This is a genomic window from Stenotrophomonas sp. NLF4-10, from assembly GCF_022359915.1.
In the GTDB taxonomy this organism is placed as follows: Bacteria; Pseudomonadota; Gammaproteobacteria; order Xanthomonadales; family Xanthomonadaceae; genus Stenotrophomonas; species Stenotrophomonas daejeonensis.
Genome location: NZ_JAKSEE010000003.1, coordinates 2,420,261 through 2,432,457, shown reverse-complemented (window position 1 = coordinate 2,432,457; position 12,197 = coordinate 2,420,261). Strand labels below are relative to the sequence as shown.

The window sequence follows — 12,197 nt, the reverse complement described above, 5'->3', positions numbered from 1 at the left end:
GGTATGCCAGGCAACGCGAGGTTGCCGGCCAGCGGCCGGCACTACCGGGCCGCTTCGGCGATAATCCGGGCATGAGCATTCGCGAGATTTCCCCCGCCCAGGCCCGTGAGTGCGCGGCTGCGGGGGCGCTGTTGATCGACGTGCGCGAGGCGCACGAGCGCGCGAGTGGCATGGCCGAGGGCGCGCAGGGGATTGCCGGGGACGAGCTGTTGGCCGACCCGCAGGCATGGCTGCCCGCGCCGGACGCGGAGATCGTGCTGATCTGCCAGGGCGGCAAGCGTTCGCTCGATGCAGCGCAGGCATTGGCGGACGCCGGCTACACGAATCTGGCCTCGGTTGCCGGGGGCACGGTGGCGTGGCGCAGCGATGGCCTGCCGCTGGCGCAACCCGGACTCGATGTCGGTGAGCGCGATTTCTACGACCGCTATTCGCGCCACCTGCTGCTGCCGCAGGTGGGCGAGGCCGGGCAGCGGCGCCTGCGGCAATCGCGCGTGCTGGTGCTGGGCGCCGGCGGGCTCGGCGCGCCGGCGGCGTTCTACCTGGCCGCGGCCGGGGTGGGGCACCTGCGCATCGTCGATCACGACGTGGTCGAGCGCAGCAACCTGCACCGGCAGATCATCCATGCCGAAGCCGCCGTCGGCATGGCCAAGGTCGAGTCGGCGCGCGAGCGGCTGCTGGCGCTGAACCCGCATGTCGAGGTGGAAGCCATCCGCCAGCGGGTGACCTCCGACAACGTCGATGCGCTGATGGACGGCGTGGACGTGGTGCTGGACGGCTCGGACAATTTCCCGCTGCGCTACCTGCTCAACGATGCCTGCATCAAGCACGCCAGGCCGCTGGTGTACGCGGCGATCGAACGCTTCGACGGCCAGGTGAGCGTGTTCGACGCCGGCCGCCGGCGCGGCGAGGCACCGTGCTATCGCTGCCTGTTCCCGGAACCGCCGCCGCCGCAGTTCGCGCCCAACTGCGCCGAAGCCGGCGTGCTCGGCGTGCTGCCGGGACTGGCCGGGGTGATGCAGGCTACCGAGGTGCTCAAGCTGCTGCTGGAGATCGGCGAGCCGCTGGCCGGCCGCCTGCTGCGCTTCGATGCGCTGGGCATGCGTTTCCGCGAAACCCGCGTGCGTCCCGATCCCGGCTGCCCGCTATGCGCGCCCGGCAGGCCGTTTCCCGGCTACATCGACTATGCCGCGTTCTGCGCGCATGGTGGCTGAAGGCCGGGCAGGGTGCCGCGCCGCGCCGAATCGGGGACAATAGCCGACCCCCGATCCCGCCACCCACGCCCATGACCGCTCCCGCCGAAGCCCTTGCGCCGACCTCCCGCATCCTCGATGGCCGCCGCATCGCCGAGGCGTTGCTCGACGACCTGAAGCTGCGCGTGGACGCCCGCATCGCGGCTGGCGGTTCGCGCCCCGGGCTGGCGGTGGTGCTGGTCGGCGGCGACCCGGCCTCGGCGGTGTACGTGCGCAACAAGCGCCGCGCGGCCGAGAAGGTCGGCATCGAGGCCTTCGACCATGACCTGCCCGAAGGCACCACCGAAGCCGAGCTGCTGGCGCTGATCGACCGGCTCAACGCCGACCCGAAGATCCACGGCATCCTGATCCAGCTGCCGCTGCCGGGCATTCCCGACGCCAACCGGCTGATCCAGCGCATCGACCCGCGCAAGGACGTCGATGGCTTCCACCCGCAGAACGTCGGCCACCTGGCGCTGCGCGAGTTCGGCCTGCGCCCGTGCACGCCGCGTGGCATCGTCACCCTGCTGGCGCATACCGACCAGCCAGTGCGTGGGCGCAACGCCACCATCGTCGGCGTCAGCAACCACGTCGGCCGGCCGATGGGGCTGGAACTGATGATCGCCGGCTGCACGGTGACCAGCTGCCACAGGTTCACCCCCAAGGACGTGCTGGAGCAGGCGGTGCGCAACGCCGACATCCTGGTGGTGGCGGTGGGCATTCCGCAGCTGATCCCGGGCGAGTGGGTCAAGCCGGGCGCGGTGGTGATCGACGTCGGCATCAACCGGCTGGACGACGGCCGGCTGGTCGGCGACGTCGGTTTCGAGGCCGCCGCGCAGCGTGCCAGCTGGATCACCCCGGTGCCCGGCGGCGTCGGCCCGATGACCGTGGCCACGCTGATGCAGAACACCATCGAGGCGGCCGAGGCCGTGGCCTGAACGACGGCGTTGCGGCGGGCCCGCCGCAACGCTGTTTTGCGGGCAGCGCGCTGCCGGCCCCTGCCATCGGCACCGGATAAAGGGTAAAATGCCGCGCTTCCCCACATCTCGGGTATGCCGATGCTGCGCATCCAGGCTGAAGCTCTCACCTACGACGACGTCTCGCTCGTCCCCGCCCATTCCACGGTCCTGCCCAAGGATGTCGACCTCGGCACGCACCTGACCCGCGACCTGCGGTTGAAGTTGCCGATCGTCTCGGCGGCGATGGATACCGTCACCGAATCGCGGCTGGCCATCGCGATGGCCCAGCTCGGCGGCATCGGCATCATCCACAAGAACAACACCGTCGAGCAGCAGGCGACGGAAGTGGCCCGGGTCAAGAAGTTCGAGTCAGGGGTGATCCGTGACCCGATCACCGTCGGCCCGGAAACCAGCATCCGCGACGTGCTGGCGCTGACCCGCGCGCACAACATCTCCGGCGTGCCGGTGGTGGGCGGCGACGGCCAGCTGGCCGGCATCGTCACCCACCGCGACATGCGCTTCGAGACCGAGCTGGACGACCCGGTCCGCCACATCATGACCAAGAAGGACCGGCTGGTCACGGTGAAGGAGGGCGCGGCCTCGGACGAAGTGCTGCACCTGCTGCACAAGAACCGCATCGAGAAGGTGCTGGTGGTCAACGACGCGTTCGAGCTGCGCGGCCTGATCACGGTCAAGGACATCCAGAAGAAGAGCGACAACCCCAACGCCGCCAAGGATGCCGCTACCCGCCTGCTGGTCGGCGCGGCCGTCGGCGTCGGTGGCGATACCGACCGCCGCGTCGAGGCGCTGGTCGCCGCCGGCGTGGACGTGCTGGTGGTGGACACCGCGCACGGCCATTCGCAGGGTGTGCTGGACCGCGTGCGCTGGGTCAAGAAGAACTTCCCGAACGTGCAGGTCATCGGCGGCAACATCTGCACTGGCGATGCGGCGCTGGCGCTGCTCGACTGCGGCGCCGACGCGGTCAAGGTCGGCATCGGCCCCGGCTCGATCTGCACCACCCGCGTGGTCGCCGGCGTTGGCGTGCCGCAGGTCACCGCCATCGACCTGGTGGCCGAGGCGCTGCAGGACCGCATCCCGCTGATCGCCGACGGCGGCATCCGCTATTCGGGCGACATCGGCAAGGCGCTGGCCGCCGGCGCATCGACGGTGATGATCGGTGGCCTGCTCGCCGGCACCGAGGAATCGCCGGGCGAAACCGAGCTGTACCAAGGTCGTTCGTACAAGAGCTACCGCGGCATGGGCTCGCTGGCGGCGATGGAGAAGGGCTCCAAGGACCGCTACTTCCAAGATGCGGCCAGCGCCGACAAGCTGGTGCCCGAGGGCATCGAAGGCCGCGTGCCATACCGCGGCCCGGTCGGCGGCATCATCCACCAGTTGATCGGTGGCCTGCGCGCGACGATGGGCTATGTCGGCTGCGGCACCATCGAGCAGATGCGCACCCAGCCGAAGTTCGTGAAGATCAGCGGCGCCGGCCAGCGCGAGAGCCACGTCCACGACGTGCAGATCATGAAGGAACCGCCGAACTACCGCGCCGGCTGACGCGGACGAGCGAAGAGGAACGAGGAACCCGTGTCCCGTTCCTCTTTCTCCGTATGCGGCCCGCGCTTTCCCGATTTTCGTTTTCACCGATCCATTCCAGCGCCCATGACCAACATCCACAGCGACAAGATCCTCATCCTCGATTTCGGCGCGCAGTACACCCAGCTGATCGCGCGCCGCATCCGCGAGTTCGGCGTGTATTGCGAAATCTGGGCGTGGGATCACGATCCGGCGGAAATCGCCGCGTTCGGTGCCAAGGGCATCATCCTGTCGGGCGGCCCGGAATCGACCACCGAGGCCGGCTGCCCGGCCGCGCCGCAGCAAGTGTTCGACAGCGGCCTGCCGCTGCTGGGCATCTGCTATGGCCTGCAGACGATGGCCAAGCAGCTGGGCGGCGCGACCGAAGCTGCCGATCAGCGCGAGTTCGGTCATGCCGAAGTGAAGCTGCTGGCCGACGATGCGCTGCTCGGCGGCTTGTCCGACCACAATGGCGAGCCGCGCCTTGACGTGTGGATGAGCCATGGCGACCACGTCGCGCAGGTGCCGCCGGGCTTCGTCATCACCGCGGCTACCGACCGCATCCCGGTGGCGGCGATGGCCAACGAGGACAAGCGCTGGTACGGCGTGCAGTTCCACCCGGAAGTCACCCATACCAAGCAGGGCGCGGCACTGCTCAAGCGCTTCGTCACCGAGATCTGCGGCTGCGCCACGCTGTGGACCGCGGCCAACATCATCGACGACCAGGTTGCGCGCGTGCGCGAGCAGGTCGGCGGCGACGAGGTGATCCTCGGCCTGTCCGGTGGCGTCGATTCGTCGGTGGTCGCCGCGCTGCTGCACAAGGCCATCGGTTCGCAGCTGACCTGCGTGTTCGTCGATACCGGCCTGCTGCGCTGGCAGGAAGGCGACCAGGTCATGAAGATGATGGCCGACAACATGGGCGTCAAGGTCGTGCGGGTGAACGCCGCCGACCGCTATTTCAAGGCGCTGGAAGGCGTGGCTGACCCGGAAGCCAAGCGCAAGATCATCGGCAACCTGTTCGTCGAGATCTTCGATGAAGAATCGAACAAGTTGAGCAACGCAAAGTGGCTGGCGCAGGGCACGATCTATCCGGATGTGATCGAATCGGCCGGCAGCAAGACCGGCAAGGCGCACGTCATCAAGAGCCACCACAACGTCGGCGGCCTGCCGGAAGACATGAAGCTGGGCCTGGTCGAACCACTGCGCGAACTGTTCAAGGACGAAGTGCGCCGCCTCGGCGTCGAACTCGGCCTGCCGCGCGCGATGGTCTATCGCCACCCGTTCCCCGGCCCCGGCCTGGGCGTGCGCATCCTCGGCGAAGTGAAGCGCGAATACGCCGAACTGCTGGCCCGCGCCGACGCCATCTTCATCGAGGAACTGCGTGCGGCCGACCTGTACGACAAGACTTCGCAGGCCTTTGCGGTGTTCCTGCCGGTGAAATCGGTGGGCGTGGTTGGCGACGCCCGCGCCTACGAATGGGTGATCGCACTGCGCGCGGTGGAAACCATCGACTTCATGACCGCGCACTGGGCGCACCTGCCGTACGACTTCCTCGGCAAAGTCAGCAACCGCATCATCAACGAACTGCGTGGTGTCTCGCGCGTCGTCTATGACATCAGCGGCAAGCCGCCGGCGACGATTGAGTGGGAGTGACGGGCACTGGCTGGCAATGTCTAGCAACGGCAGGCATTTCGGCTGAGGGTAAAAGAACTTTCCGCTAAGCGATAGACTGTATGTAAACACAGTATTGCAAGGACGCGGAACATGCCTCATGTGGCGGCCAGGACGGCCAGCCGGGATCGGGATACTGGTCGTTACCAGAGCCACCGACCCGAGCAAACCCTTCTCTATCAGATCGTTGACGAGTATTACCCGGCATTCGCTGCGCTTATGGCAGAGCAGGGAAAGGAATTGCCGGGCTATGTGCAACGGGAATTTGAAGAATTTCTCCAATGCGGGCGGCTGGAGCATGGCTTTCTACGGGTTCGCTGCGAGTCTTGCCACGCCGAGCACCTGGTCGCTTTCAGCTGTAAGCGTCGCGGTTTCTGCCCGAGCTGTGGGGCGCGGCGGATGGCCGAAAGTGCCGCCTTGCTGGTTGATGAAGTACTGCCTGAACAACCCATGCGTCAGTGGGTGTTGAGCTTCCCGTTTCAGCTGCGTTTCCTGTTTGCCAGCCGGCCCGAGATCATGGGGTGGGTGCTGGGCATCGTTTACCGCGTCATTGCCACGCACCTGGTCAAGAAAGCGGGCCATACCCACCAAGTGGCCAAGACGGGCGCGGTCACCCTGATCCAGCGTTTTGGATCGGCGCTCAATCTGAATGTTCACTTCCACATGCTGTTTCTCGACGGTGTGTATGTCGAGCAATCCCACGGCTCAGCGCGTTTCCGCTGGGTCAAGGCGCCGACCAGCCCAGAGCTCACCCAGCTGACGCACACCATCGCCCACCGGGTGGGTCGCTATCTGGAACGGCAAGGCCTGCTGGAACGGGATGTCGAAAACAGCTATCTGGCCTCGGATGCGGTGGATGACGACCCGATGACACCCCTGCTGGGGCACTCGATCACTTACCGTATCGCTGTCGGTTCACAGGCGGGGCGAAAGGTGTTCACTTTGCAAACTCTGCCGACCAGTGGTGATCCGTTCGGTGACGGGATTGGCAAGGTAGCCGGGTCCAGCCTGCACGCCGGCGTGGCGGCCAGGGCCGATGAACGCAAGAAGCTCGAACGGCTGTGCCGGTACATCAGCCGCCCGGCGGTATCCGAGAAGCGGCTGTCGTTAACACGAGGCGGCAACGTGCGCTACCAGCTCAAGACGCCGTACCGGGACGGCACCACGCACGTCATTTTCGAACCATTGGATTTCATTGCAAGGCTGGCCGCCCTGGTACCGAAGCCCAGAGTCAACCTAACCCGCTTCCACGGGGTGTTCGCACCCAACAGTCGGCACCGGGCGTTGGTCACGCCGGCAAAACGGGGCAGGGGCAACAAGGTCAGGGTGGCTGATGAACCGGCAACACCAGCACAACGGCGAGCGTCGATGACATGGGCGCAACGGCTCAAGCGTGTTTTCAATATCGACATCGAGACCTGCAGCGGCTGCGGCGGCGCCATGAAAGTCATCGCCTGCATTGAAGACCCTATAGTGATCAAGCAGATCCTTGATCACCTGAAGCACAAAGCCGAAACCAGCGGGACCAGGGCGTTACCCGAAAGCCGGGCGCCACCGGCTGAGCTGCTCCTGGGTCTGTTTGACTGACGAGCCTGAAGGCCAACGATACCAATCAAAATGCTGCGTTCACAGCGCCGCGGCAGGGATCCGCCGTGCTGGTTGTCGGAAAAGGAGCCGCTAGTGGGAAAGAGGAGGGTAAATTTTCAGCGTTGCTGGCTCCCCGTCAGCCGGATTGGGTTGCATCGCAGGGGTGTCGAAAGAGTCAACTGCGGTCCAAAGCTGTTGGACTTGGGTGAAAAGGGCGTTTATTCTTCCTATACGTTGTCGGCAGCGGGCCAAAAAGGAATACGTCCATGCCCATCGAGGTGAAACCGGCTGTGAGCGCGGGTTCAAGCATATAGCCCGACAGGCGCGTATCCTTGCCGATCACGACACGATGGCGGTGGTCACCGCGACGAAAGACACGGCCAGCCGCCATGCCGACGCGCAAGGCGGTTTCCGCCGTCATCGCGCCTTCGTTGGCTTTGCCACGAATACCGTCTGTGCCGAAATATTTGCGCACCATAAGGTCGATTATCCTGTCGTCGGGTCGCCCTCAAAGGGGACATGCCTGCTGAACCGCGAATATAGAGAAATATCCCGAATGTGCAGTTAACGAATTCTTGCGGTTTCTTTCAGCGCCGCCAATACCGCCAGCCCGTCGCGCAAGGGGCGCGGCTCGTGTGTGCGGATGAAGTCAGCTCCACCTGCGGCGGCGGCAAGCTCTGCAGCGAGTGTCGCGGCCCCGACATCCCCCGGACCACGGCCTGTGAGCGCGCGCAGAAAGGATTTGCGCGAAACAGACAGAAGCACCGGCAAATCGAAGCGCAGCCGCAATTCATCGAACCGCGCCAGCACCGAGAGCGAGGTTTCGGGAGCAGCCCCCAGAAAAAACCCCATGCCGGGATCAAGGACAAGGCGGTTGCGTTTGATACCGGCACCCGTCAGCGCCGCGATGCGCGCGTCAAAGAACGCCGCAATGTGATCCATGATGTCGCCAGCGGGTGCCTCGCGCCGATCTGCCTGCCCGTCTTGCACCGAATGCATAACGACGAGTTTGGCAGATGATTTCGCCAATTGCGGATAGAACGCAGCGTCTGGAAAACCGCGAATATCATTGAGATAGGCCACACCACGCGACAAGGCATAGGCTTGCGTCGCGGGTTGATAACTGTCGAGCGAGACGGGAATGCCATCTGCCTTGAGCGCGTCCAGCACCGGCGCGATACGCGCGATTTCTGTGTCGGACGAAACAGGCGCGGCGTCGGGATTGCTGGATGCCGGACCGAGGTCGATCACATCTGCCCCCTCGGCCATCAGCTTACGCGCCTGCGCAATGGCTGCGTCTGGCGCCAGATACCGGCCTCCATCGGAGAAACTGTCCGAGGTTATGTTGACGATGCCGAAAATGATGAGCGATTTATTCATGGGGGCTTCTATAATAATAATAATCGAGCATGAGTCTCATACGGATGCTCGGGTCGAAAGGGAATCCCCAGGCGAGTAACCTGTTTGCGGTGATCCATTAGCTGCAGGAGCAGAAGAGCATACATCTGGAAGCAAAGCCAGGAAAGCGGCCTATGGAGCTGTGCGGCAGCGCTCAGTAGGCAATTTTTCAAAATATTGTTAAGCCTTTTCTGAGCATGGTATTTTTCATGGTATTACCAATTAGCAGGAAAATAAGCCATTGAATATAAAAGATAAAAATGTCTTGTTTACAATAGAGTGGGAGTGAAATCAGGTCCTTCGGGGACTATCGCCAGCTATCGAAAAACTGCCATAACGTATTGATTTGGGAAGAAATACGTCACAACAGCTATCGGTGGCTATCGCCGGCCAGCGGGACAGGATGGCGGTAGAACTGGCGGTAAGAATCGGAGGCCGGATTAAGACCTTCCCGTTCACTATCCAGACCAAAGCCGTCTTTGACGGTAAAAGTCTTCTCAGGAAAGCTGGTTTTAGGGTTCACCCCCGTTTTCACGGACACTTACGAGAAGGCCGATCGAGGCCTGAGGAGTGTTCATGTCGAAGCGAAGGAAGTTCAGCTTCGTTGAATAGCAATCTGCGTCGTGCAGATCGCGCCGAGGCCGACTCCACCCGGCAATCGCCCGGCCTTCAACTCTTCCGGCTCTCCAGCATGCGCTGAAGCAGTTCCTGAAGCTGCCGCTGATCCGACGCACTGAGCTGTTCGGTAAGCGGCGCCAATGCCTGCTGTGTCTGTGCATGCAGGCGTTTGACGAGCTTTGCCCCCTCGCTCGTCAGAAAAACGTCCGTCGCCCGGCCGTCTTCCGCGTTGGGCGCGCGCGCCACCAACCCCTTTTTCTCCGCTCTGGCAATGAGTCCAGACATCGTCTGCCGCTCCAGCCCGAGGTAGTCGGCTAGTTCGGCCATGCGTGGACGCCGATCCAGCAGGATGCCCAGGACGCGGATCAGCGTGAGGGACAGGTCGTTCTCGGCGCCGATCTTGTTGAGCACGGCCATCGTGACAAAGGCGGCCGGCACGAGCGCATCGGCCAGTCCTTCGCCGGGTGGGGGGGGCTGTTTCATGGATTTTTGCTTCTTCATCTTGGCTCTATCTTGACATGGTTCGTACTACGAATCAATAATAGATCGTAATACGAACTTTGTGGGCTGTGCGCCCATCCCAGGAGAGCCCCTTGAAAGCAGCCGTCGTCACCTCGTTCAACCAACCGCCGCACTACGGCGACTTCCCCGATCCCACGCCCAATGGGCCTGAAGAAATGCTCGTCGAAGTGCTCGCCGTCGGCCTGCACCACCTCACTCGCGGAAGAGCTTCAGGCGTGCACTACTCCAGCACCGGCGGGTTTCCGCTCGTAGCGGGTGTGGATGGCGTCGGGCGCGACGCCGACGGCAAGCTGCGCTACTTCGCGCAGAGTCCCGGCCAGATCGGCACGATGGCCGACAAGACCGTGATCGAACTCGACCACAGCATCGAGTTGCCGAGCGACAGCGACCCGGTCACCGTCGCCGGTGCGATGAATCCCGCAATGGCGTCCTGGCTCGCGCTGCGTTGCCGAGTGCCTTTTCAGCGTGGACAGAAGGTGCTCATCCTCGGTGCCACCGGAAGCTCGGGAAGCATGGCCGTGCAGATCGCTCGGCATCTTGGCGCCTCGCAGGTCATCGCGGCGGGCCGCGACGAGCAGAGGCTCGCAAAACTGCCGGCACTCGGCGCCACAGAGATCGTGACGCTGAAGGATGCCCAACTGGGGGGGGGGGCCGTCGCGTGTGAAGTCGATGTCGTACTCGATTTCCTCTGGGGCGAAAGTTCGGTGCGTGTCATGGAAACCGTGCTGAGGCAGCGCACGGATCGCAGCCGACCCCTCACCTGGATTCACGTCGGCTCGATGGCTGGTGAAGTCGCCGCCATTCCCGGCGCCTTCTTGCGCTCCGCCAATCTCCAGATCGTGGGCAGCGGGCATGGCTCGGTGTCCGGTCGCGACATCCTCATGGAGCTGCCCGCGCTGGTGAAAGAGATCGCGCGCGGCACGTTCCGCATCGACGTGAAGGCAACACCGCTTCGCGATGTGGAGCAGGTGTGGTCCGAGGCTTCCCATACCGGCGAGCGCATCGTCTTCACGCCATGACGAACAGCCAGCGATCGACTCGGCAGGGAACTGAGATGAAAACAGCCAAACCCTTCACGCTGCGCACTTGGTCCACGCCACTGACCATCGGCTCCTTCATCCTGATGGCCGTCACCGGCGTCCTGATGTTCTTCGACGTGGTGCCGGGATACCTCGCTTTCGCGCACGAATGGTTCTCGTGGTTCTTCCTTGTCGGTGCAGGCGGCCACATCGCGGTGAATTTCCGTCCGCTTGTGAGGCATCTCCAATCGAACTGAGGGAGAGCCAACGTTGCCATCTTCACGATCATTCTTGTCGTCTCGACGTTCTCTTTCGGGCGCATCACGGCCCCGCAGTTGAAGTGGCCCATCTCCAACGCGCTCATCGAGGCTCCGCTGTCCGCGCTCGCTGACGTGACGCGCACAGACCCGGCGGAGCTTCTTGCGAAGCTCAAAGCGCACGGCGTCACCGCGACACCCGACCAGAACATCAAGGAACTGGCGGACGCGCATGACATGGACGAGTTCCACATCCTGGGCCTCGTGATCCTTCGCGAGTGATTGGCGCATTCGGAACGCTCCACAACAACTGCGTCTGTCGCGCACCACCACGCTTGGCGTGAGGTGTCCAGAACCGAACCCTGGAAGCAAGCACATGAACATCCCTCTGCTGACCAAGAACCTGGCGACACCTCCGATGGGGGCTGCCCCGGCCCTCGACATCACGGCGGACCTGGCACACAAGCGCGGCTATACGCTCAACTCGTGGTTCGTGATCGGCCACTTTGAGTCCGAGGGCCACACGCTCAACTATCTCGTCCACCTGTTTGCGCTCAGCATCGGTGGGATCACCGTGGGCGTGGACAGCGCGGCCAGCATCACCGACGAAACCACGGGCTGGTACGGCGTGCAGCATGGCTTTCACCCGATCTTTCGCTCGAACGTTCGTTCGGACCGGCTGCTGGTCAAGACGCCGCACAGTTCGCTCTCGGGAACGCTCGACGAATTGCATGTTCGTGCGCAGATCAAGGGTGCCAGCATCGACGTGGCCCTGAAGGCCGTCGGCCACCCGCTCTACAACAAGGGCACGGGACGGTTCGACATGCTGGGCATGGACGTCTTCCAGTATTCCATCCCGACGCTGGAGACCACGGGGCGCCTGACCATCGACGGTCGGGAATTCCCGGCATCGGGCATGAGCTGGTTCGACCGGCAATGGCAGAACCAGCCGCTGGGCCCGCCGCGTGGCAGATGGACGTGGATGGATCTCAACCTCAGCAACGGTTGGCGGATCAGCCTCTGGGATGCGACGGGCGTTGACGGCAAGTCGGACGCCTGGGTGACCGTGGTTGACGAAGGCGGTAAGCACGTCGTCGCCGACCTGATTCCACTTGTCGAGGACGCCTGCGACTACTGGCTGAGCCCGCAATCCGGCGCCCGGTTCCCGACCCGATGGCGGGTGCGAGTGCCTGCGCTCGACATGCAGTTGGAGGTGATCGCGAAACCGCGCGAGCAGGAAGTCCGGGGCCTGCATGCGCGCTACGAGGGCGCGAGTTCGGTCAGCGGTTCTGTGCGCGGCGAGAAGGTCGGCGGCTACTGCTACGTCGAAATGGTCGGCGATTGGCAGGCCTGAATGAG

12 protein-coding genes are annotated in these 12,197 nt (G+C 63.9%); 9 read left to right on the top strand and 3 right to left on the bottom strand.

What is annotated here, in order from left to right; translation table 11 throughout:
- The first annotated feature begins 71 nt into the window (after positions 1–71).
- The 5 genes from moeB (at position 72) to MIC98_RS11430 (ending at position 7,024) form a co-directional block, all read left to right on the top strand.
- Positions 72–1,211: a molybdopterin-synthase adenylyltransferase MoeB gene (moeB, locus tag MIC98_RS11450; RefSeq protein WP_239737260.1), complete on the top strand. Its 1,140-nt coding sequence runs from the start codon at positions 72–74 to the stop codon at positions 1,209–1,211.
- A 71-nt stretch (positions 1,212–1,282) separates the two neighbouring features.
- Positions 1,283–2,167, top strand: a complete 885-nt coding sequence (gene folD / locus MIC98_RS11445) for a bifunctional methylenetetrahydrofolate dehydrogenase/methenyltetrahydrofolate cyclohydrolase FolD (RefSeq protein WP_239737259.1) — start codon at positions 1,283–1,285, stop codon at positions 2,165–2,167.
- A 120-nt stretch (positions 2,168–2,287) separates the two neighbouring features.
- Positions 2,288–3,748: an IMP dehydrogenase gene (guaB, locus tag MIC98_RS11440; RefSeq protein WP_239737258.1), complete on the top strand. Its 1,461-nt coding sequence runs from the start codon at positions 2,288–2,290 to the stop codon at positions 3,746–3,748.
- A gap of 105 nt (positions 3,749–3,853) precedes the next feature.
- Positions 3,854–5,419, top strand: a complete 1,566-nt coding sequence (gene guaA / locus MIC98_RS11435) for a glutamine-hydrolyzing GMP synthase (protein ID WP_239737257.1) — start codon at positions 3,854–3,856, stop codon at positions 5,417–5,419.
- 111 nt (positions 5,420–5,530) lie between these two features.
- Positions 5,531–7,024 (top strand): IS91-like element ISVsa3 family transposase, encoded by a 1,494-nt coding sequence (locus tag MIC98_RS11430; protein ID WP_001120888.1) that lies wholly within the window; start codon positions 5,531–5,533, stop codon positions 7,022–7,024.
- A 175-nt stretch (positions 7,025–7,199) separates the two neighbouring features.
- On the opposite strand, the gene MIC98_RS11425 is transcribed toward MIC98_RS11430, so the two are convergent.
- From MIC98_RS11425 to MIC98_RS11415, 3 genes are all read right to left on the bottom strand, one after another.
- Entirely contained in the window at positions 7,200–7,502 is a 303-nt protein-coding gene (locus MIC98_RS11425; protein WP_000251875.1) for a phosphoglucosamine mutase, read from the bottom strand.
- 86 nt (positions 7,503–7,588) lie between these two features.
- Positions 7,589–8,404 (bottom strand): sulfonamide-resistant dihydropteroate synthase Sul2, encoded by an 816-nt coding sequence (gene sul2, locus MIC98_RS11420; protein WP_001043260.1) that lies wholly within the window; start codon positions 8,402–8,404, stop codon positions 7,589–7,591.
- Between the two features lie 687 nt (positions 8,405–9,091).
- Positions 9,092–9,541, bottom strand: coding sequence for a MarR family transcriptional regulator (locus MIC98_RS11415; protein WP_239737256.1), 450 nt, complete (start codon positions 9,539–9,541; stop codon positions 9,092–9,094).
- A 92-nt stretch (positions 9,542–9,633) separates the two neighbouring features.
- On the opposite strand from MIC98_RS11415, the gene MIC98_RS11410 reads away from it, so the two are divergent.
- The 4 genes from MIC98_RS11410 to MIC98_RS11395 all read left to right on the top strand — a co-directional run bounded on the left by MIC98_RS11410 (position 9,634) and on the right by MIC98_RS11395 (position 12,192).
- The gene (locus MIC98_RS11410; RefSeq protein WP_239737255.1) at positions 9,634–10,581 is read left to right on the top strand and encodes a zinc-binding alcohol dehydrogenase family protein; all 948 of its coding nucleotides are present in this window, start codon (positions 9,634–9,636) and stop codon (positions 10,579–10,581) included.
- Positions 10,582–10,616: 35 nt separating this feature from the next.
- The gene (locus MIC98_RS11405; protein WP_239737254.1) at positions 10,617–10,838 is read left to right on the top strand and encodes a DUF4405 domain-containing protein; all 222 of its coding nucleotides are present in this window, start codon (positions 10,617–10,619) and stop codon (positions 10,836–10,838) included.
- 78 nt (positions 10,839–10,916) lie between these two features.
- A complete protein-coding gene (locus MIC98_RS11400) occupies positions 10,917–11,120 on the top strand; it encodes a hypothetical protein (RefSeq protein ID WP_239737253.1) in 204 nt (67 codons plus the stop codon).
- 94 nt (positions 11,121–11,214) lie between these two features.
- Positions 11,215–12,192: a lipocalin family protein gene (locus MIC98_RS11395; RefSeq protein ID WP_239737252.1), complete on the top strand. Its 978-nt coding sequence runs from the start codon at positions 11,215–11,217 to the stop codon at positions 12,190–12,192.
- Positions 12,193–12,197: the final 5 nt, after the last annotated feature.